A 21,558-nucleotide genomic window follows, 5' to 3' on the forward strand; every position below is an offset into this window, starting at 1 on the left:
CAGCGCACAGCCGAGTCCGCTGGGCAGACACGAAGGCGTCAAGAGACATTGAGCAAGCCGGGGGTAATGCAGACTGTTGCTACGAAAAGCCCAACGAAAAAGGCCCGGCTTCCGCCGGGCCTCCTTGCCATCAGGCTTTCATTTGCCAGCCGGTGACTTCCGCCAGCGCCTTGCCGATGTCGGCAAGCGAGCGCACGGTTTTCACACCGGCGTCCTGCAGCGCAGCGAACTTCTCTTCCGCTGTGCCCTTGCCGCCGGAGATGATCGCGCCAGCATGACCCATTCGCTTACCGGCCGGAGCCGTAACGCCCGCGATATAGGAAACCACCGGCTTGGTCACGTTGGCCTTGATGAACGCAGCCGCCTCCTCCTCCGCCGAACCACCGATCTCGCCGATCATGACGATCGCCTCGGTCTGCGGGTCGTTCTGGAACAGCTGAAGGATATCGATGAAGGTCGAACCCGGAATCGGGTCGCCACCGATGCCGACGCAGGTCGACTGGCCGAAACCGGCGTCGGTGGTCTGCTTTACGGCTTCGTAGGTCAGCGTGCCGGAGCGCGAGACGATGCCGACCTTGCCTGGCATATGAATGTGTCCAGGCTGGATACCGATCTTGCACTCACCCGGTGTGATCACACCCGGGCAGTTCGGCCCGATCAGGCGCACGCCCAGCTCGTCGCACTTGATCTTCACCTCGAGCATATCCAGCGTGGGGATACCTTCGGTGATGCAGACGATCAGCTTGATGCCGCCAAACGCCGCTTCGAGAATCGAATCCTTGCAGAATGGCGCAGGCACATAGATGACCGAAGCATCGGCACCTGTCGCCTCTACGGCTTCGCGCACGGTATTGAACACCGGCAGCCCCAGGTGCATCGTGCCGCCCTTACCGGGCGTGACACCACCGACCATCTTGGTGCCGTAGGCAATCGCCTGCTCGGAGTGGAAAGTGCCCTGAGAGCCGGTGAAGCCCTGGCAAATGACCTTGGTGTCCTTGTTGATCAATACGCTCATTACTTGCCCTCCGCGGCTTTGACAACCTGAATGGCCGCATCGGTCAGGCTGTTCGCACCGATGATGTTCAGACCGCTTTCACTCAGCATCTTGGCGCCCAGGTCGGCATTGTTGCCTTCCAGCCGCACCACTACCGGCACCTTTACACCTACTTCACGCACCGCACCGATGATGCCCTCGGCAATCATGTCGCAACGCACGATGCCACCGAAGATGTTCACCAGAACCGCGGCAACATTGCTGTCGGAAAGAATGATCTTGAACGCTTCGGTTACACGCTCCTCGGTGGCACCGCCGCCGACGTCGAGGAAGTTGGCCGGCGCACCGCCGTGCAGGTTGACGATGTCCATGGTGCCCATGGCCAGGCCCGCACCATTGACCATGCAACCGATGTTGCCATCGAGCGCAACGTAGTTGAGCTCCCACTTGGCCGCGTGCGATTCGCGCGGGTCGTCCTGGGACGGGTCGGCCATATCGCGCAGCTTTGGCTGGCGGTAGATGGCGTTGCTGTCGATGTTGATCTTGGCATCCAGGCAATGCAGATTGCCGTCAGTCTTGATCACCAACGGGTTCACTTCGAGCAGGGCCAGATCATAGTCCTGGAACAGCTGGGCAAGGCCGACGAAGATGTGCACGAACTGCTTGACCTGGTCACCCTTGAGGCCCAGCTGGAAAGCCAGTTCACGCGCCTGGAACGGCTGCGCACCCACCAGCGGGTCGATGGTGGCCTTGAGGATCTTCTCGGGCGTGTCGTGGGCGACTTTCTCGATGTCCACGCCACCTTCGGTCGATGCCATGAAGACGATCCGACGGCTGGCGCGATCGACCACGGCGCCCAGATAGAGCTCCTTGTCGATATCGGTGCACGCCTCGACGAGGATCTTGCTGACCGGCTGACCATTGGCGTCGGTCTGGTAGGTCACCAGACGCTTGTCGAGCCACTGCTGGGCGAAAGCCCGGGCTTCATCCTTGCTGCGAACCAGCTTTACGCCACCCGCCTTGCCACGTCCACCGGCATGCACCTGGGCTTTGACCACCCATTGTGTGCCGCCGATCTTGTCGCAGGCTTCCGCTGCTTCCTTCGGGCTATCGACTGCATAGCCTTTAGACACGGGCAGACCGTATTCAGCGAACAGTTGTTTACCTTGGTACTCGTGAAGATTCATGCTTTCTACCGTCTGTTTTGGTATTGGCGCATTTACGGCACGACGAACCGCCGTGCCTCCCTCACAAGTCGCTGAAAACTATCTGCGAATTCACGATACCTCTCAGCGACCTGCAATCCTTTTTGAAACTGCAGTTTGCAAAAGGCCCGACGCATCAGTGGATACGTCGGGCCCGGGTACAGCACTAAACCGCTTTAGCGCTTCTTGCGGTTGGCGATGTGGATGGCGTGGCCATTCACTGCCAGAGCCGCTTCATGCAGCGCTTCGGACATCGTCGGGTGCGAGAACACCATCATGCCCAGGTCCTCGGCGCTGGTGCCGAATTCCATGCCGATGGCGCCCTGCTGAACCAATTCGGCGGCGCTTGGGCCCATTACATGCACGCCCAACACGCGGTCGGTCTTGGCATCAGCGATGACCTTGACCAGGCCGGCAGTATCGTTGGCAGCCATGGCGCGGCCGCTAGCAGCGAAGGGGAAGGTACCGACGTTGACTTCGACGCCCTCGGCCTTGAGCACTTGCTCCGACTTGCCGACCCACGCGATTTCCGGGTGAGTGTAGATGACCGACGGAATCAGGTCATAGTTCATCTGGGTCTTGTGGCCGGCGATGCGCTCGGCAACCATCACGCCCTCTTCCGAGGCCTTGTGGGCCAGCATTGCGCCACGAACCACGTCACCGATGGCATAAACGCCCGGTACGCTGGTAGCGCAATAGTCATCGACGAAGATGAAACCGCGCTCGTCCATGTCGACGCCGGTGTCGGCAGCCAGCAGCTCGGAGGTGACCGGACGACGGCCGACCGCAACGATCAGCTTGTCGAAGGTCATCTGCTGCTCGCCTTCGGCGCTGGTGAAGCTGACGGTCACCTGATCGCCCTTCACTTCCGAACCAGTCAGGCGAGCACCCAGCAGAATCTTCAGGCCCTGCTTGGACAGGATCTTGAATGCTTCCTTGGAGATCTGCTCGTCAGCGGCTGGCAGGAACTTGTCCATCGCCTCGATAACGGTGACTTCGGCGCCCAGACGGGCCCAGACGGAACCCAGCTCGAGACCGATTACGCCAGCACCGATGACGCCCAGTTTGCCCGGAACGCCCTGGAAATCCAGCGCACCAGTGGAGTCGACGATGACTTTCTGATCGACCGGCGCCGGCGGAATGTTCACCGGAGTGGAACCGGATGCCAGGATCACGTTCTCGGCAGCCAGCGTCTGCACGTTGCCGTCCAGGCCAGTCACTTCGACCTGCTTGCCGGCCAGCAGCTTGCCGTGACCTTCGAATACAGTCACACCGTTGGCTTTCAACAGAGCCGAAACACCACCGGTGAGGTTCTTAACGATCTGGTCCTTGCGCGCAACCATGGTCGGAACGTCCATGGCCACTTCGCCGGTGCTGATGCCGTGGACTTTGAAGCTCTCGTGGGCTTCGTGGAACTTGTAGGAGCTGTCCAGCAGCGCCTTGGAAGGAATGCAGCCTACGTTCAGGCAGGTGCCGCCAAGCGCGGTCTTACCATCCTTGCCCTGGTACTTTTCGATACACGCGGTCTTCAGACCCAGCTGGGCTGCGCGAATAGCGGCCACATAGCCGCCAGGGCCGGCACCGATGACGACGACGTCGAATTTCTGGCTCATTACGAATCCTCTTCAAAAGCAGCTAAAAGCCAAAAGCTGCAGGCAGCACGGTTGGCTTTCGCCTGCCCTGCCAACTGCAGCTTGTGGCGTTTCTATCAGATATCCAGCAGCAGACGGGCCGGGTCTTCCAGCAGGTCCTTCATGGTAACCAGGAAGGTTACTGCTTCCTTGCCGTCGATCAAGCGATGGTCATAGGACAGCGCCAGGTACATCATCGGCAGGATGACCACTTGGCCGTTAACAGCCATCGGACGTTCCTGGATCTTGTGCATACCAAGAATGGCGGTCTGCGGCGGATTGACGATCGGGGTGGACAGCAGCGAACCGAACACACCACCGTTGGAAATGGTGAAGGTACCGCCAGTCATTTCTTCGATGGTCAGCTTGCCGGCCTTGGCCTTCTTGCCGAACTCGTTGATGCCACCTTCGATCTCGGCCAGGCTCATGTGCTCGGCGTTGCGCAGCACCGGAACCACCAGGCCACGATCACTGGAAACGGCAACGCCGATATCCTGATAACCGTGGTAGACGATGTCATTGCCATCGATGGAAGCGTTGACGCCCGGCTGACGCTTGAGTGCTTCGACCGCGGCCTTTACGAAGAAGGACATGAAGCCCAGACGCACACCGTTGTGGGTCTTCTCGAACAGGTCCTTGTACTTGGCACGCAGCTCCATGATCGGCTTCATGTTGACTTCGTTGAACGTAGTCAGCATCGCCATGGAGGATTGGGCTTCGACCAGACGCTCTGCCACCTTGGCGCGCAGGCGGGTCATCGGAACGCGCTTCTCGACGCGATCACCTTCAGCGAAGATCGGCGCGGCAGCAGCCGGAGCAGCCGGCTTGGCAGCGGCAGCCGGAGCGGACTTCTTGGCTTCGACGGCGGCGACGACGTCTTCCTTGGTCACACGACCGTCCTTGCCGGTGCCGCGGATGCTGTTCGGGTCGATGCCATTCTCTTCGGCCAGCTTGCGGGCAGCCGGTGCCAGAATCGGCTCTTCGCCGCCAGCGCTGGCAGCGGCTGCCGGAGCAGCAGCGGCCGGGGCGGCAGCCTGAGCAGGAGCAGCAGCGGCAGCGGCGCCCGCTTCCAGCTTACCGAGCAGCTCGCCGCTCAGCACGGTGTCGCCTTCGTTCTTGACGATCTCGGTCAGCACGCCATCAGCTTCGGCGAGCACTTCCATAACAACCTTGTCGGTTTCGATGTCGACGATCAGCTCATCACGCTTGACCGCGTCGCCCGGCTGCTTGTGCCAGGTGGCAACGGTGCCGTCGGCAACCGATTCCGGGAATGTCGGGGCTTTGATCTCGATAGCCATTATTCAGGGGTCCTATTGATTCGGTTTCTACATCGAGGCCGCGATATCGCGGCCTCTTGCACGAATTGGTTAAACGGTGAAGGCGTCCTGCAGCAGCTTTTCCTGCTGTTCGGCATGCATGGAGGCGTAACCGACCGCCGGTGCCGCTGAAGCATCACGACCTGCGTACTGAAGGAACAGTTCCTTCTTGTGTGCAATGGCCACGCGGCGCATGTGGTGCTGGCTGCAGTACCAGGCACCCTGGTTCATCGGCTCTTCCTGGCACCAAACGATGTGCTTGAGGTTCTGGTAAGGCGCCAGTGCCTCGGCCAGATCCTCTTCCGGGAACGGATACAGCTGCTCGATACGCACGATGGCGATATCTTCGCGGCCTTCGGCACGACGCTTGTCCAGCAAGTCATAGTAGACCTTGCCGCTACACATGATCACGCGCTCGACCTTTGCCGGATCGATAGCATCGACTTCCGGGATAACGGTCTGGAAGGAACCCTGAGTGAGTTCTTCCAGCGTCGACGTGGCCAGCTTGTGGCGCAGCAGCGACTTGGGCGTCAGCGCTACCAGCGGCTTGCGCAGCGGGCGAATAGCCTGACGGCGCAGCATGTGATAGACCTGCGCCGGAGTCGTCGGCACGCAAACCTGGATGTTGTGCTCGGCGCACAGCTGCAGGTAACGCTCCAGACGAGCGGACGAGTGCTCAGGCCCCTGACCTTCATAGCCATGCGGCAACAGCATGGTCAGACCGCACAGGCGACCCCACTTGTGCTCACCGCTGGTGATGAACTGATCGATCACTACCTGCGCGCCGTTGGCGAAGTCACCGAACTGTGCTTCCCAGACGACAAGCGCGTTGGGCATGGTGGTTGCGTAACCGTACTCGAACGCCAGAACCGCTTCTTCGGAGAGGAACGAGTCGTACAGATCGAAACGCGGCTGACCTTCATAGAGGTGCTGTAGCGGAATGTGGGTGCTGCCGTCCTTCTGGTTGTGCAGCGCAGCATGGCGATGCGAGAAGGTGCCGCGACCGACGTCCTGACCAGAGATACGAACAGGATGGCCTTCGAACAGCAACGTGGCGTATGCCATGACTTCCGCGTAGCCCCAGTTGATGGCCAGCGCGCCGGCGCCCATCTTCTGACGATCTTCGAGAATCTTCGAGACCTGACGCTGCACCACGAAGCCTTCCGGCGTTTGCAGCAGCTTGTTGGACAGATCCTGCAAGGTCTTCAGATCGAAGCTGGTGTCATGACGAGCAGTCCAGGCATGACCCAGATACGGACGCCAGTCGACGAAGAGTTCCTTGTTCGGCTCTTTGACCAGGCTCTTGACTACATGGAGGCCATTGTCGAGCGCCGTGCGGTACTCGTCGATCTTGGCCTGAACACGCTCGTCGTCCAGCACTTTCGACTGGATCAGCGAATCGGCGTACAGCTCACGAGTGGTGCGCTGCTTGGAGATCTTCTGATACATCAACGGCTGGGTGCCGCTCGGCTCATCCGCTTCGTTGTGACCACGACGGCGGTAGCAGATCAGGTCGATGACGATGTCGCGCTTGAACTGCATCCGATAGTCGACAGCGAGCTGGGTGACGAACAGCACCGCCTCGGGATCGTCTGCGTTCACATGGAAGATCGGCGCCTGGATCATCTTCGCCACGTCGGTCGCGTACTCGGTGGAACGAGCGTCTTCCTGCTTGTTGGTGGTGAAGCCGACCTGGTTGTTGACCACGATACGGATGGTGCCGCCCGTGCGGTACGCACGAGTCTGCGACATCTGGAAGGTTTCCATCACCACACCCTGACCGGCGACGGCCGCATCACCGTGGATGGTTACCGGAAGCACCTTGTCGCCGATCGGATCACAACGGCGATCCTGGCGAGCTCGCACCGAACCCTCGACCACCGGGGAAACGATCTCCAGGTGGGAGGGGTTGAACGCCATTGCCAGGTGAATCTCACCGCCCGGGGTCATCACGTTGGACGAGAAGCCCTGGTGATACTTGACGTCACCGGAGCTCAGGCCTTCGACCTTCTTGCCTTCGAACTCGTCGAACAGGTCGCGCGGATTCTTACCGAAGGTGTTGACCAGCACGTTCAGACGGCCGCGGTGGGCCATGCCGATGACGATTTCCTTGGTGCCGTAGGAACCGGAACGCTGGATGATCTCGTCGAGCAGCGGAATCAGGCTCTCGCCACCTTCCAGGCCGAAACGCTTGGTGCCCGGATACTTGGTGCCCAAGTACTTTTCCAGACCTTCGGCCGCGGTCAGACGCTCGAGCAGATGGCTCTTGATCTCTGGCGAAAACTCGGGACGCCCGCGCACACTCTCCAAGCGCTGAACAAACCAGCTGCGCTGCTCGGAATCGACGATATGCATATACTCGGCGCCGATGGTGCGGCAATAGGTTTCTTGCAACGCCTGAACGATATCGCGCAGAGTTGCCTGACCGTTGACCACCGCAAGGTCACCGGTACGGAACACCGTATCGAGATCAGCGTCAGTCAGGCCGTAATTGTTGATCGCGAGATCCGCGGGGGCGGTGCGCTGCTGCAGGCCAAGCGGATCGAGCTGTGCTGCCTGATGGCCGCGCACTCGATAGGCCTGGATCAGGCGCAGGACTTCGATCTGCTTCTTCTCGTGCTCGGTGCTGACGGTGCCTGCTGAAACAGGCTGGGCACGACGCTGGTTCTTGGCCAGCAGGACGAAGTGGTCGCGAATCGTCGAATGCGATACATCGGCTGAAGCGCTGCCACCGGAGGGCAACTTCTGGAAATAAGTGCGCCACTCTTCGGGCACAGCGTTGGGATCGTGCAGGTAGAGCTCATAAAGCTCTTCCACATAGGCAGCGTTACCACCGGATAGGTGGGCACTGTCCCACATGCGCTGCATTACGCTTTCTTGCATGTCTGGTCACCTTCGATAAGGAGACACCACCAGCGTGGAAACCGCAGCATGACTTCCCAAGTTCTGAAGCAGCGACTCAGGTAAAGCCACTACGGACCGCGCAGATAGTTCCCGGGCACAACCCGGATGCTCCTGCTGGTCATCAAATTTTCAGAGTGAAATCCCGGCTTTGTGAGCTGGGATTCCTACTAAAACTACGGCGCCGAGCTTCAACTTCGGCGCCGCAGGTGTAACGGGTAAAGCGATCCGGCCGTTCCAGGCTAGCGCATAACCTTTCCCGACCGGGGTGTCATCAGGTGCCGCTCTGCAGCAGCATGTTGCGTATGTGACCAATCGCCTTGGTCGGGTTCAATCCTTTCGGACAAACGTCAACGCAATTCATGATACCGCGGCAACGGAACACACTGAACGGATCATCCAAACCAGCCAGACGATTCTCGGTTTCGGTGTCGCGGCTGTCGGCCAGGAAGCGATAGGCCTGCAGCGAAGCGGCTGGACCGAGGAACTTGTCCGGGTTCCACCAGAAGGACGGGCAGCTGGTCGAGCAGCAAGCGCATAGAATGCACTCGTAAAGACCATCCAGCTTCTCGCGATCTTCCGGGCTCTGCAGTCGTTCGATAGCAGGCGGCGGCGTATCGTTCATCAGATACGGACGCACTTTCTCGTACTGCTTGTAGAAGATGCTCATATCGACGGCCAAGTCACGAATGACCGGCAGACCCGGCAACGGACGCACGACCAGCTTGTTGTTCTTGACCACGGCGGACAGCGGCGTGATGCAAGCCAGACCATTCTTGCCGTTGATGTTCATCCCATCGGAACCGCACACGCCTTCACGGCAAGAGCGACGATAAGAGAAACCCTGATCCTGTTCCTTGATCAGAGCCAAGACGTCGAGAACCATCAGATCCTTACCATCGGTATTGACCTGAAAATCCTGCATGAACGGCTTTTCGTCCTGATCGGGGTTGTAGCGATAAACACTCACTTGCAACATATCGGCGACCTCAATAAGTCCGAACCTTGGGCTCGAATGCCGGAACGGTCTTCGGAGCGAAGTTCACGGCACGCTTGGCAACGCGCTTGTCACCCGGAAAGTACAGGGTGTGGCACAGCCAATTCTCGTCATCACGCTCTTCGAAATCTTCGCGAGCATGCGCACCACGGGATTCCTTGCGGTTCTCCGCGGCAATTGCAGTAGCTTCGGCAACTTCCAGCAGGTTCTGCAGCTCGAGCGCTTCGATGCGCGCGGTGTTGAACGCCTGGCTCTTGTCGGAGATCTTGACGTTGGCGATACGCTGACGCAGATCGACCAGCTGAGCGATACCCTTCTGCATGTATTCACCGGTACGGAATACACCGAAGTAGTTCTGCATGCAGTTCTGCAGTTCTTTGCGCAGCGGAGCGACGTCTTCGCCAGTGGTACGCTCGTTGAGACCGGCAAGGCGGCTCAGCGCGACGTCCAGGTCGGTATCGCTGGCACCGCGATGCTCGATACCGTCCTTGAGCGCCTTCTCCAGGTGGAGACCAGCAGCACGACCGAACACCACCAGATCCAGCAGCGAGTTACCGCCCAGACGGTTGGCGCCATGTACGGATACGCAAGCCACTTCGCCTACAGCGAACAGACCATCGATGATCGTATCGTTGCCGTTGGCGTCCTGGGTGATTGCCTGGCCATGAATGTTGGTAGCGATACCGCCCATCATGTAGTGGCAGGTAGGCACAACTGGAACCGGAGCAACGACTGGATCGACGTGAGCGAAGGTCTTCGACAGCTCACAGATACCCGGCAGACGGCTATGCAGCACTTCTTCACCGAGGTGATCGAGCTTCAGCATTACGTGGTCGCCATCCGGACCACAGCCATTGCCGGCCAGGATTTCCTTGACCATCGAGCGCGCAACGACGTCACGACCAGCAAGGTCCTTCGCGTTCGGAGCATAACGCTCCATGAAGCGCTCGCCGTGCTTGTTGATCAGGTAGCCACCTTCACCACGGCAACCCTCGGTCACCAGCACACCGGCGCCGGCAATACCAGTCGGGTGGAACTGCCACATCTCGATGTCCTGAACCGGAACACCGGCACGCAGCGCCATGCCAACACCGTCACCGGTATTGATCAGTGCGTTGGTAGTCGATGCGTAGATACGACCAGCACCACCGGTAGCGAGAACGGTAGCCTTGGAGCGGATATAGACGGTTTCACCGGTTTCGATGCAGATCGCGATGACACCGACAACGGCGCCGTCCTGATTCTTCACCAGATCAACCGCGTACCACTCGTTGAGGAATACGGTGTTGTTCTTCAGGTTACCCTGATAAAGGGTATGCAGCAGGGCATGACCGGTACGGTCAGCCGCGGCACAGGTACGAGCAGCCTGACCACCCTTGCCAAAGTCCTTGGACTGACCACCAAACGGGCGCTGGTAGATACGACCCTGCTCGGTGCGGGAGAACGGCAGACCCATGTGCTCGAGCTCGAACACAGCCTCTGGACCAACGGAACACATGTACTCGATAGCATCCTGGTCGCCGATATAGTCGGAACCCTTGACGGTATCGTACATGTGCCAGCGCCAGTCATCGTTCGGATCAGCCGACGCGATGGCGCAGGTAATGCCGCCCTGAGCGGATACAGTATGCGAACGAGTCGGAAAAACCTTGGTGACTACAGCGGTCTTGTGGCCGGATTGAGCCAACTGCAGTGCCGCGCGCATACCGGCACCACCACCACCAACAATGATGGCATCGAAGGAAAGCGTACGAATATTAGCCATGAATCAGATACCCCAAAGAATCTGCACACCCCAGACGAAGAAGGTGAACATGGCAATGCCACACACCGCCTGGAACAGGAAACGAACGCCGGTAGCCCACTTACCGATCGCCATATTGGTCAGGTAGTCAGTGGAAATCGTCCACATACCTACCCACGCGTGCACACTCAGGGCGACCAGCGCCAGCAGGCTGAAAATGCGCATCCAGTTAGCCGAGAACAACTCGTGCCACTGGGCGTATTCCAGACCCGGGTTCGCGATCAGATACCCAAGCAGAAACAGAAAATAAGCCGCAAGAACCACTGCAGAAACGCGCTGGGCCATCCAGTCATACAGGCCCGAACGCGAAAAGTTGGTGACATTGGTTACCATATCCACACTCCCGCCAGAACGATCAGCACCACCGAAACGGCGATTACGATTTTCGCGCCCAGCTTGCCGCCTTCCAGCGTCTCGCCATGGCCAGTGTCCATTAGCAGGTGACGCACACCCGCCACCAGGTGATACAGCAGCGCGGACAGCAACGCCCAGCTCACCAGCTTGGCCAAGGGACTACCCAGATACGCACGAACCTCCTCGAAGCCTTCTGGCGAAGACAGCGAGGTATCGAGCGCGAGCAGCAACAAGGCGATACCGACGAACAGGATGACACCGGATACACGGTGGAGAATCGACGTGTAAGCAGTGATGGGAAGTTTTATTGTCCTAAGATCTAGGTTTACAGGTCGTTGGCTTTTCACGGCTTTTTTTCACACTTGAGAGCCCCAGAACGCAGGGCAAAGTTGTTGGGAAGAGCACGCAGCAGTACCCGCTACCCACGAGTGACAACCTACAGAAATACCGCCTGTAAGGCCCCTGCCGGTCGGTTTCCGAGTATAAACAGTTAGGTCACTAATGACAATGTGGTGAAGTGCCACTAAAGGCTGATAGCAGCCTCTATATAAATGCCGTAAACAGTGCACCCAAGCTGTACGCATCCCCCTGCAGAGCCCTCTACGGCATGGGTTCGCGCAAATTGACTTTGCGATTTATCACACTATAGTGATGCGGGCCCTGCGTGGGGGGCCATGATGATTCCAAGCACAAAACAGGAGGCCATACATGGCTGACAAGAAAGCGCAGTTGATCATCGAGGGCGCTGCCCCCGTCGAACTGCCCGTTTTAACCGGTACCGTAGGGCCTGACGTAATAGATGTACGAAGCCTGACCTCCACGGGTCACTTCACCTTCGATCCCGGCTTCATGTCGACCGCCTCTTGCGAGTCCAAGATCACCTATATCGACGGCGACAAGGGCATCCTGCTACATCGCGGCTACCCCATCGAACAGCTGGCAGAGAAATCCGACTACCTGGAAACCTGCTACCTGCTGCTGAACGGCGAGCTGCCGACCGCCGAACAGAAGGCACAGTTCGTCAGCACCGTGAAGAACCACACCATGGTCCACGAGCAGCTGAAGTCCTTCCTTAACGGTTTCCGTCGTGACGCCCACCCGATGGCCATCATGTGCGGTGTGGTCGGTGCACTCTCGGCCTTCTACCACGACTCCCTGGACATCAACGACCCGCACCATCGCGAGATCTCCGCGGTGCGTCTGGTCGCCAAGATGCCGACCATCGCTGCAATGGTCTACAAGTACTCGATCGGTCAGCCGCTGATGTACCCGCGCAACGACCTGAGCTACTCGGAAAACTTCCTGCACATGATGTTCAACACCCCGTGCGAGATCAAACCGATCAGCCCGGTGCTGGCCAAGGCAATGGATCGCATCTTCATCCTGCACGCCGACCATGAGCAGAATGCTTCCACGTCCACCGTGCGTTTGGCTGGCTCCACCGGCGCCAACCCGTTCGCCTGTATCGCAGCCGGCATCGCCGCCCTGTGGGGACCGGCTCACGGTGGTGCGAACGAAGCCGTACTCACCATGCTGGACGAGATCGGCGACGTATCGAACGTCGAGAAGTTCCTGGCCAAGGCCAAGGACAAGAACGATCCGTTCAAGCTGATGGGCTTCGGTCATCGCGTTTACAAGAACTTCGATCCACGCGCCAAGGTCATGAAGCAGACCTGCGACGAGGTTCTGGGCGAGCTGGGCATCAACGATCCGCAACTGGATCTGGCCATGAAGCTCGAAGAGATTGCCCTCAACGATCCTTACTTCGCCGAGCGCAACCTGTATCCGAACGTGGACTTCTACTCGGGTATCATCCTCAAGGCCATCGGCATTCCGACCAGCATGTTCACCGTCATCTTCGCCCTCGCGCGTACTGTCGGCTGGATCTCCCACTGGAAGGAAATGATCGCCTCCGGCCAGAAGATCGGTCGCCCGCGCCAGCTGTATACCGGCCACACCAAGCGCGACCTGCCGCGTTAAGCGACAATTCCGTGCAACGAGAAAGGCTGCCCTAGGGCAGCCTTTTTTGTTTCTTCGCGAGCATCAGCAGCAAACCCTGGATTGCCGACAAAAATCCTCGCCGGCGAATCCTGCCCAACCGCCACTGATTGAAACATTGCCTAGCTGGCGGCAGCATCGCCCACATCATAGCGTCGGCACGCCTCACCTCCAGCGGAAGGCCGCTACGCCGTCTCCTGCTCCAGCCAGCCCAGCAAACGGATTGCCTCATCCCTGCCTTCACCGCAGCAGACAGGGTCTGCTGCAAACGCAGCGCATACAGCAGGCCGCCGTGGATCACCAAACAGCGAGCATAAAAAGCCAGCGTCCAATTGAACACACCGCTCCCCAGCACGCTTGCCATGCGGCATGCCGGGTATGGACGAACTGATCGAGGGGGCGATGCAGCAGGCACCGCAACCAGGGCGACAATCCATGAACTGCCACTCATGAGAAAAACGGGCGGCGATAATAATCCGACCGAATTGCAGACACCAGATGGCCATTGCGCAGGGCTGCGACCGGAAATAGGCTAGCGCGTCGTCATTTTCGAGCACACACCCACCATGCCTGTTTGGTTGCAAACCGCCGCCCTGCTCTGCTGCTCCAACCTGTTCATGACCTTCGCCTGGTACGGCCACTTAAAGAGCCTGAGCGGCAAACCCTGGCTCATCGCCGCGCTAATCAGCTGGGGCATCGCATTCTTCGAGTACATGCTGATGGTGCCGGCAAACCGCATCGGCTACACGGAGCTATCGATAGGCCAGCTGAAGATCATGCAGGAAGTAATCACCCTCATGGTGTTCATCCCTTTCAGCGTGCTGTACATGCAGCAGCCGTTGAAGCTGGATTATCTGTGGGCGGGATTGTGTCTGGTCGGCGCTGTGTACTTTATCTTCCGCAGCTAGCAACGCGCCCTAACACCGATACGCAATCAGCCAGGTGACGCCAGCACATGCGCTTGGGCATACTGGCGACCCTTTCAAATCCCTTCAAGGAATCTCGATGTTCAAGGTCAACGAGTACTTCGATGGCACCGTCAAATCCATTGCCTTCGACATGGCAGAAGGCCCGGCCACCATCGGCGTGATGGCACCAGGCGAGTACGAATTCGGCACTGCACAGCTGGAAGTCATGCACGTAGTTGCGGGTAGCCTGGACGTGAAGCTGCCGGGAGCCGATGCCTGGGAAACCTTCGCAAGCGGCAGCCAGTTCACCGTACCGGCGAACAGCAAGTTTCAGCTAAAGGTCAAGATGGATACGGCTTATCTTTGCGAGTATCGCTAAGGCGAACGAGCACTGCTGAGGCGCTAGCCAGGTGGATGAACGTTGCGCCATCCACCTTCAGCGAAGAACTTTGGAGGCTTAAGCATCGCAGCCCTCTCACCCCCTGAACGTCACGAAAGACAGAGCGACTGACGCCCCAACCATCAGCCCAACGGTTTATAGGCCTGTGTCACCTGCTTGCCCTGGCTCAACTTGGTGAGCTCCTGCGCAAGCCGTTCGCGCTCCGAGCGTCCCGCCGTTTGAAGCTTGGCGTATACCTCGGCCATAGCCTCGATCTCTGCACGCAGCTCGGCGTCCGCTGCATCCTCATCCTGTAAAGTCGCAATCAGAGCGCTGCAGTCATCATCCAGAGCGGCGATCACTTCCCAGTCATCATTGGCTAGCGCTTTGCGCAACCGCTCGGTGAAGTCGGCGAAGAGTAGCGTTTTCGAAGTCATACACTCTCCAGGTCGATCAGCGCCGCTAAACGCGCTATAGGCTGAACTGGATACATGATAGATCAACCCTTCGGAGCGATCTGATCCCAGGCGAGCTTGATCTCGCCAAGCAGCCTGCCAACTTCGTTGAGTTTTTCGATGTCGTTTTCTTTGTTCGCCTCGAAAAGACGCATCGTCATGTATTCGTACAAACGATCCAGATTCTCCGCCAGCTCACCACCAATGCTCTTGTCCAAGGCATCACGCAGCCCGCCCACAATGCCCAGTGCCTTTCCGATCAGTACGCCCTTCTCTGCGAAGGCCTCGCGCTCCATCGCGCCCTTGGCCTGAGCGATACGATCCAGCCCGCCCTGCATCAGCATCTGGATCAAACGGTGCGGGTCGGCGTCATTTACCTGGGCCTGAACACCTACCTGCTGATACTGCTTCATTGCCGACATTGCGTACATTTGGATTAACCCTGCCACATCAAGTACATGCTCTAGTTATCGGTCGATGCTGACGGGACTTGAGCGAGCGGCGCAAACAAAAAAGCCGCCAACAAGGCGGCTTTCTGTACCAACTGAATCATTTCTTGGAGTTATTCGCAGCCCAAGGCAGATTCTCCAGCGAAGCCAGGAGGCTCGACGACGTGCTAGCCATCTTTCCCACCAGCGCATCCATCGCATTGAACTGCTTGTAGAGACGGTCCTGCAGTGAAGTGATACGCCGATCCAGATCCACTTTCTGTTTATCAATCTTGGAAATTGTTTCGGTCATCACTTTGTTGCGCTGCTCGAGAATTCCGCCCGTTTGGGTGTATGGCTTCAGTTTCTCGTCCAGACGCGTTGCAAGACCTTTTTCACCGGCGAACAACTCTGACAGCTCAGCGAAGTTTGCACTAACAACTTTAGACAGCTTGTCGCTGTCGACTTTCAACGTTCCATCTTTCTGGGTCGTCACGCCAATATCTGTAAGCGCACGAATACCGCCTGAGCCCTGAACCGAAACCAGTTCGTTTCGAATGGTGTTCAACAGGGTGCGGGCAGTCGCATCGCCGACCAAAGCCCCCGTCACTGGCGCCTTACCTTCACCGACAGAAGTCACTTTCGTCTGTGCGTTGATCACACCGATAAGCTTGTTATAAGCATCGGCAAAGGACTGAATCTGCTGCTTGACACCAGTTTCGTCGAGCGTAACACCTACCGTGAGCGGCTCCTTCTCATCCACCAAGCCTTTCAGTTCCAGAGTCACGCCTTCGATTGCGTCATCAATGGAATTGGTCTTGCGGGTGACAGTCAGGCCATCAATGGTGAGCACAGCATCCCGCGCTTGAGTGATGACACCAGCAGATCCATCAGCACCAGGTTTATTCGTGCCGCCAGCAAACGCAAGCAGGGAAAGGTCTCCGGTCGAGCCGTCATCCACCGCTACAGTGATGTTCTCTTCCTTGCCTGTAGTCGAACTACTGAGCACAAGCCGGGACCCGACATCATCAGTCACGATGGTGGCAGAAACACCTTTATCCGCACCGGCCTTGTTGATGGCATCCCGAATGCCCGCGAGCGTGTTATTGCTTTCATCGACTGTGATCGGCAACAGCTCGGAATCGCCGACACTGATGCGCAGAGTACCGGCGCCTAGCGCGACTGGATTCGCAGCGTCGTTTTTAAAAGCCTGGAGCGCTATCTTGCTGCCAGAGGCAAGCTGCGAAACCGCAACCTTATAGCTTCCCGCACCGGCAGTTACGCCCGCCTTTACCGAAAGCAGATCCGCATTCGAAGAAGAAGCAGCACGAGCCTTGAACACCTCGGGCTTATTGAGATTGCCCAGTGCAGTCTGAAACTCGGTAATAGCGCTCTTGAGCGCACCGATAGCAGTGATGCGGGTGGTGGTCTTCGACTCCAGCGTCTTGAGCTGTGACTCTTTAGGCGCGCGCTCCGCCGCTACCATGCTCTTGACAATGCTATCGATGTCGATACCGGAGCCGATGCCCGTTACGCCCGCCATAGCCACACCTCGTCAAAAAATTTGCTTATCGTTAACAAACGAACCGACGAATCAAGATTCGTGCCGCTCATGCCTTGCCTTCAAACAGAAGGCTGCGCATTTCGTCCAGCCGCTCGGCAAGGCGCAGGAGTTCTTCCGACGGTATTTGCCGCACCACCTTGCCCGACTCCCCATCCACGACCCGGACAACAACTTCTCCCGACGAGTCGTCGACGCTGAAACTCAAGTCCCGCTGCAGGCTCTGCACCTGCGAACGCAGGCGGTCCACCACCTCACCTACATTCTCGGGCTGCCGTGAAAGGCTATCGGCGGGCGCCCCGGCCTCCTGCCAACCGAACGACGAAAACCCAGACTCCCGGGAGGGGCTGGGTGATGAAGCTAGCGTGGCTGATGAAAGCGCCGTTACAGCCGTTTTTCCGACGTCCATGATTCACCTCGTAATGAATCGATGGGGAAGTAGCCAAGCCACTTCCCCATCCTTGCGTCGCCCTGCTTCTGCGATTACTGCAGCAGACTGAGGACTGCCTGCGGCAGCTGCTTGGCCTGGGCCAGGATCGCGGTACCGGCCTGCTGCAGAATCTGGTTCTTGCTCAGATTCGCGGTTTCGGCAGCGAAGTCGGTGTCTTCGATACGGCCACGTGCAGCGGACACGTTCTCAGAGATGTTCTGCAGGTTTGCGATGGTGTTATCAAAGCGGTTCTGTACCGCACCCAAATCAGCCCGCTGAGCATCAATAGCTTGGATAGCCTTGTCAAAAACAAGCACTGCCTTTTGTGCATTTTCAGCCGATAGCAGATCAACACCACTTACTTTCTGGCTTGTCGCTGTAGCCGCCAGGGTAGCCGCCGCCGGATTAGTTACACCCGCGGGAATTTTGCCGGCTGTCGTGCTGATTGCAATGCTTAAAGCACTGAGGCTATTCGCACCAGCTTCTGTTTCTCGGGAGACTATACTTAGGGTGTTATCGTCTTTAACGAAAGCACCAACCCCCGAGTTGGTGTCGTTGATTGCTGCAGCGATCTTCTGATTGACCGTCTTTTCATCATCCCCCACAGCGACGTTTGCAGTTACAGCATACGCTTTTCCGTTAACGGTGAATCCGACATCGATTTCACCAGCCGTAGTTACGGTCGTCGCAACCGCAGCTTTTGGAGATGTATTCTCGAAAAATTTTGCACTCAAAGACTTCGAACTCATCTCAGCGATCCCAACGCTGATGATTTCGTTAGCCGCCGACCCTACTTGAAAACTTGCGACCCCGAAGCTCCCGTCAAGCAGCTGGCGACCACCAAAGGTGGTGGTGTTGCTGATCCGGTCCAGTTCTTTTTTCAGCTGACCGACTTCCGAATTCAGCGCTTCACGCTCGGAAGTGCTGTTCGAACCGTTGGCCGACTGTAGGGCCAGGTCACGCATACGCTGCAGGATGTTGGTGGACTGCTGCAAGGCGCCTTCAGCGGTCTGAGCCAGGGAGATACCGTCGTTGGCGTTGCGAACTGCTACGCCGAGACCGTTGACCTGGCTGGTCAGGCGGTTGGCAATCTGCAGGCCGGCGGCGTCGTCCTTGGCGCTGTTGATGCGGCTACCGGTGGACAGGCGCTGCATGGAGGTCGCCAGCGCGTTGGACGAGCTATTCAGGTTACGCTGAGTGTTCAGCGAAGGGATGTTGGTATTGACGGTAAGAGCCATGGTGTTTGCCTCCAAGGGCGCTAGTTACTTTGGTTGCCTGAGCTTGCGACTCCGGGCCGGCTTATGTCAGGCACCCATTGAGTTCGCATTCGATTAGCTTATCGGCGCCGTTTGGGTTGGCTTTAGGGCAGATTCGAACTTTTTCGCGCCCCCGGTACCACACCACCACTACGCCAGCGCATCCATACTGCGGACTTGCTTGACCAGCTTTTCGGGCGCGACGGGGAAAACTTTAGGAGGATGGCTGAAGCTGTGTCCCAAGGTGGCGGCGAGGGGAGATCGCTGTGTGCTGTTGCACTTTGGAAAAACGCTTCAGCGGCCAAGGCCGCCCCCACGGGTTCGGTGAAACATTCGGGAGCGGGTTTGACGGATAGGCTCGCTGGGTGAACCGTGCTGATGCGCTATGTGTTTACCGGACCAAGCTGTGCGAGGCGCCCGAGGAACTGCGCTTCGTCCAGTACCGTCACACCGAGCTCATTGGCTTTGGCGAGCTTCGAGCCGGCGCCGGGGCCCGCTACCACGCAAGCCGTTTTGGCGGACACCGAACCTGCAACCTTTGCGCCCAACGCCTCCAGCCGCGCCTTGCCTTCATCACGGCTCATGGTTTCCAGCGTGCCGGTCAGCACCCAGGTCTGGCCGGCCAGCGGCAAGCCTTCGGCGGCTTTCCTTTCGCTTTCCCAGTGCATGCCGAACTCGCGCAGCTGGGCTTCGATCAAACGGGCGCGCTCGGCGTTTTCGGGTTTGTCGAAGTAGTCGCGCAGCGAGCGTGCAGCCTTTTCGTTAAGGCGCTCGACCTGACGCAGGTCGAGCCAATCAGCGGCGATGATCGCGTCGAGGCTGCCGAAGCGTTCTGCCAGCCGCTGGGCGCCGGTGCGGGCGATATGGGGAATGTTGAGCCGGTCGAGCAGATCGGCCAGCGTTGCGCAGGCGGCGAATTCCGGGTGGACGTCGCCCTCCTCCTGCGGTTCGACGCCACGCTCACGCAGCAGCGCAATGACCGTGCGGTTGTGCTCGTCCTCGAAGAAGCTGTGGATCTCGTGGGCGACTTCGAGCCCCACGTCAGGTAGGTAGACCAGCACGTCTGGCAGCACCAGGCCGATTCGCTCCAGGGAACCCAGCGCCCGCGCCAGCAACTTGGCGGTTTCCTCACCGACATCGGGTATGCCGAGGGCGTAGATGAACCGCGCAAGGCTCGGCTTGCGACTGGCATCGATGGCATTGAGCAGGTTGCGCGTGGATATCTCGGCGAAACCTTCCAGCTCAATGACCTGCTCGTGAGTCAGGCAGTAGAGATCCGCTGGAGAACTGACCAGCCCCTTGTCGACCAGCTGCTCGACGATCTTGTCGCCCAGACCGTCGATATCCATCGCGCGTCGCGAGACGAAGTGGATGATCGCCTGCTTCAGCTGCGCCTGGCAGGCCAGGCGGCCCACGCAGCGGTAGATCGAACCTTCACTGACCGCTTCACGACCTTTGCTGCGCTTGATCAACTGGGTGCGCTCAACCGCAGAACCGCACACCGGACATTGCTCGGGCACATGCACGGCGCGCGCATCGGTCGGGCGACGTTCGGCGATCACGCCGAGAATCTGCGGGATGACGTCACCGGCGCGGCGCACGATCACCGTGTCACGGATCATCACGCCCAGGCGGGCCACTTCGTCCATGTTGTGTAGCGTCGCGTTCGATACGGTGACGCCGGCAACCTGCACCGGCTTGAGCCGGGCGACCGGGGTGATCGCGCCAGTACGACCAACCTGGAACTCCACATCGAGCAGCTCGGTGATTTCTTCCCGCGCCGGGAACTTGTGCGCGATGGCCCAGCGCGGCTCGCGCGCACGAAAACCCAGTTCGCGCTGCTGCGCAACGGCGTTGACCTTGAACACCACACCGTCAATTTCGTAAGGCAGCGCATCGCGCTTTGCACCGATGGCGTCGTAATAGGCGCGACATTCGGCGACGCCCTTGGCCAGCTTCAGTTCGCGAGTGATAGGCAGACCCCAGCTTTTCAGCGCTTCGAGAATCCCGATGTGCGTACCCGGCAGCTCACCATCGCTGCGACCGACGCCGTAAGCGCACAGTTCAAGCGGCCGGCTGGCGGTGATTTTCGAATCCAGCTGGCGCAGACTGCCGGCTGCGGCGTTGCGTGGGTTGGCGAAGGGTTTGCCGCCGCTTTCCAGCTGTCGCGCATTGAGCGCTTCGAAGCCGGCCTTGGGCATGTAGATCTCGCCGCGCACCTCGAGCACCGCCGGCCAGCCGCTGCCATGCAGCTTGAGTGGGATGTTGCGAACGGTGCGCACATTGGCGCTGATGTCCTCGCCAGTGCTGCCATCGCCGCGGGTAGCACCGCGCACCAGATGGCCGTTCTCGTAGAGCAGGCTGACCGCCAGACCGTCGAGCTTGGGTTCGCAGCTGTACTCGACCACCACGCCAGCACCGAACAGGTCGCCTGCCGGCAGGTCCAGACCTTCGCGCACACGACGGTCGAAATCGAGAAGATCCTGTTCCTCGAAGGCATTACCCAGGCTCAGCATAGGCACTTCATGGCGTACCTGACCGAACGCCGCCAGCGCCGCACCGCCGACCCGCTGGGTTGGTGACTCGGGTGTCACCAGCTCCGGGTGCTCTGCCTCGAGCGCCTTGAGTTCGTTGAACAGGCGGTCGTACTCGGCATCGGGAACACTGGGTTCGTCGAGCACGTAGTAGCGGTAGTTGTGGGCGTCGATTTCGCTGCGCAGTTTGGCAATGCGCTCGGCGGCGGTTTGGGCGGAAGGCATAGGACGAAGCCGTGACTGGGGCTGTGCTGATTCAGACCGCATCAGCGCGCCTTGGTTGATAGGAAAGGCGTCGGATTCTAGCCGAATGCACAGCCAAAGGCAGGTTTGCGGAAGCTGATTGGAGCGGACTGGGCGGAACAGGCTAACGGGACGACTGCTCTGAAGCGAAGTGCCGGTGGCTA

At 58.9% G+C, this 21,558-nt stretch carries 19 protein-coding genes; 3 read left to right on the top strand and 16 right to left on the bottom strand.

Features of this window, described 5'->3' with window-relative positions; translation table 11 throughout:
• Nucleotides 1-130: 130 nt before the first annotated feature.
• The 9 genes from sucD to sdhC all read right to left on the bottom strand — a co-directional run bounded on the left by sucD (nucleotide 131) and on the right by sdhC (nucleotide 11,549).
• The gene (gene sucD, locus PSEST_RS12140) at nucleotides 131-1,015 is read right to left on the bottom strand and encodes a succinate--CoA ligase subunit alpha (RefSeq protein WP_015277273.1); all 885 of its coding nucleotides are present in this window, start codon (nucleotides 1,013-1,015) and stop codon (nucleotides 131-133) included.
• Nucleotides 1,015-2,181 (bottom strand): ADP-forming succinate--CoA ligase subunit beta, encoded by a 1,167-nt coding sequence (gene sucC / locus PSEST_RS12145; protein WP_015277274.1) that lies wholly within the window; start codon nucleotides 2,179-2,181, stop codon nucleotides 1,015-1,017. The genes sucD and sucC overlap by 1 nt, the downstream gene beginning before the upstream one ends.
• A gap of 194 nt (nucleotides 2,182-2,375) precedes the next feature.
• Complete coding sequence (gene lpdA, locus PSEST_RS12150; RefSeq protein WP_015277275.1) at nucleotides 2,376-3,812, bottom strand: dihydrolipoyl dehydrogenase; 1,437 nt, start codon at nucleotides 3,810-3,812, stop codon at nucleotides 2,376-2,378.
• Between the two features lie 95 nt (nucleotides 3,813-3,907).
• Nucleotides 3,908-5,128, bottom strand: a complete 1,221-nt coding sequence (odhB, locus tag PSEST_RS12155; protein WP_015277276.1) for a 2-oxoglutarate dehydrogenase complex dihydrolipoyllysine-residue succinyltransferase — start codon at nucleotides 5,126-5,128, stop codon at nucleotides 3,908-3,910.
• Nucleotides 5,129-5,197: 69 nt separating this feature from the next.
• A complete protein-coding gene (locus tag PSEST_RS12160; RefSeq protein WP_015277277.1) occupies nucleotides 5,198-8,029 on the bottom strand; it encodes a 2-oxoglutarate dehydrogenase E1 component in 2,832 nt (943 codons plus the stop codon).
• A gap of 292 nt (nucleotides 8,030-8,321) precedes the next feature.
• Complete coding sequence (locus PSEST_RS12165; protein ID WP_003302396.1) at nucleotides 8,322-9,026, bottom strand: succinate dehydrogenase iron-sulfur subunit; 705 nt, start codon at nucleotides 9,024-9,026, stop codon at nucleotides 8,322-8,324.
• Between the two features lie 10 nt (nucleotides 9,027-9,036).
• The gene (sdhA, locus tag PSEST_RS12170; protein ID WP_015277278.1) at nucleotides 9,037-10,809 is read right to left on the bottom strand and encodes a succinate dehydrogenase flavoprotein subunit; all 1,773 of its coding nucleotides are present in this window, start codon (nucleotides 10,807-10,809) and stop codon (nucleotides 9,037-9,039) included.
• Nucleotides 10,810-10,812: 3 nt separating this feature from the next.
• The gene (gene sdhD / locus PSEST_RS12175) at nucleotides 10,813-11,181 is read right to left on the bottom strand and encodes a succinate dehydrogenase, hydrophobic membrane anchor protein (RefSeq protein ID WP_015277279.1); all 369 of its coding nucleotides are present in this window, start codon (nucleotides 11,179-11,181) and stop codon (nucleotides 10,813-10,815) included.
• Nucleotides 11,175-11,549 carry a succinate dehydrogenase, cytochrome b556 subunit gene (gene sdhC / locus PSEST_RS12180; protein WP_015277280.1) on the bottom strand — a complete coding sequence of 125 codons (375 nt, stop codon included), beginning with the start codon at nucleotides 11,547-11,549 and terminating at the stop codon, nucleotides 11,175-11,177. Before sdhC ends, sdhD begins: the two co-directional genes overlap by 7 nt.
• A 361-nt stretch (nucleotides 11,550-11,910) precedes the next feature.
• On the opposite strand from sdhC, the gene gltA reads away from it, so the two are divergent.
• Nucleotides 11,911-13,182, top strand: coding sequence for a citrate synthase (gltA, locus tag PSEST_RS12185; protein WP_003294794.1), 1,272 nt, complete (start codon nucleotides 11,911-11,913; stop codon nucleotides 13,180-13,182).
• A gap of 203 nt (nucleotides 13,183-13,385) precedes the next feature.
• On the opposite strand, the gene PSEST_RS22385 is transcribed toward gltA, so the two are convergent.
• Nucleotides 13,386-13,637 (bottom strand): YkgJ family cysteine cluster protein, encoded by a 252-nt coding sequence (locus tag PSEST_RS22385; RefSeq protein WP_015277281.1) that lies wholly within the window; start codon nucleotides 13,635-13,637, stop codon nucleotides 13,386-13,388.
• A 129-nt stretch (nucleotides 13,638-13,766) separates the two neighbouring features.
• On the opposite strand from PSEST_RS22385, the gene PSEST_RS12195 reads away from it, so the two are divergent.
• Both PSEST_RS12195 and PSEST_RS12200 read left to right on the top strand, forming a co-directional pair.
• Nucleotides 13,767-14,108 (top strand): DMT family protein, encoded by a 342-nt coding sequence (locus tag PSEST_RS12195; protein ID WP_015277282.1) that lies wholly within the window; start codon nucleotides 13,767-13,769, stop codon nucleotides 14,106-14,108.
• A 97-nt stretch (nucleotides 14,109-14,205) separates the two neighbouring features.
• Complete coding sequence (locus PSEST_RS12200; protein ID WP_015277283.1) at nucleotides 14,206-14,487, top strand: pyrimidine/purine nucleoside phosphorylase; 282 nt, start codon at nucleotides 14,206-14,208, stop codon at nucleotides 14,485-14,487.
• Between the two features lie 143 nt (nucleotides 14,488-14,630).
• Here the strand turns inward: PSEST_RS12200 and PSEST_RS12205 are convergent, their stop codons facing one another.
• The 6 genes from PSEST_RS12205 to ligA form a co-directional block, all read right to left on the bottom strand.
• Complete coding sequence (locus tag PSEST_RS12205; protein WP_015277284.1) at nucleotides 14,631-14,924, bottom strand: flagellar protein FliT; 294 nt, start codon at nucleotides 14,922-14,924, stop codon at nucleotides 14,631-14,633.
• A gap of 62 nt (nucleotides 14,925-14,986) precedes the next feature.
• Nucleotides 14,987-15,373 (bottom strand): flagellar export chaperone FliS, encoded by a 387-nt coding sequence (fliS, locus tag PSEST_RS12210; RefSeq protein WP_015277285.1) that lies wholly within the window; start codon nucleotides 15,371-15,373, stop codon nucleotides 14,987-14,989.
• A 118-nt stretch (nucleotides 15,374-15,491) separates the two neighbouring features.
• Nucleotides 15,492-16,913 (bottom strand): flagellar filament capping protein FliD, encoded by a 1,422-nt coding sequence (gene fliD / locus PSEST_RS12215; protein ID WP_015277286.1) that lies wholly within the window; start codon nucleotides 16,911-16,913, stop codon nucleotides 15,492-15,494.
• Between the two features lie 67 nt (nucleotides 16,914-16,980).
• A complete protein-coding gene (locus tag PSEST_RS12220; protein ID WP_015277287.1) occupies nucleotides 16,981-17,340 on the bottom strand; it encodes a flagellar protein FlaG in 360 nt (119 codons plus the stop codon).
• A gap of 74 nt (nucleotides 17,341-17,414) precedes the next feature.
• Entirely contained in the window at nucleotides 17,415-18,599 is a 1,185-nt protein-coding gene (locus tag PSEST_RS12225; protein ID WP_015277288.1) for a flagellin, read from the bottom strand.
• Between the two features lie 401 nt (nucleotides 18,600-19,000).
• Nucleotides 19,001-21,376 carry an NAD-dependent DNA ligase LigA gene (gene ligA / locus PSEST_RS12230; RefSeq protein ID WP_015277289.1) on the bottom strand — a complete coding sequence of 792 codons (2,376 nt, stop codon included), beginning with the start codon at nucleotides 21,374-21,376 and terminating at the stop codon, nucleotides 19,001-19,003.
• Between the last annotated feature and the right edge of the window lie 182 nt (nucleotides 21,377-21,558).

It is taken from the genome of Stutzerimonas stutzeri RCH2 (genome assembly GCF_000327065.1).
Taxonomy (GTDB): domain Bacteria; phylum Pseudomonadota; class Gammaproteobacteria; order Pseudomonadales; family Pseudomonadaceae; genus Stutzerimonas; species Stutzerimonas stutzeri_AE.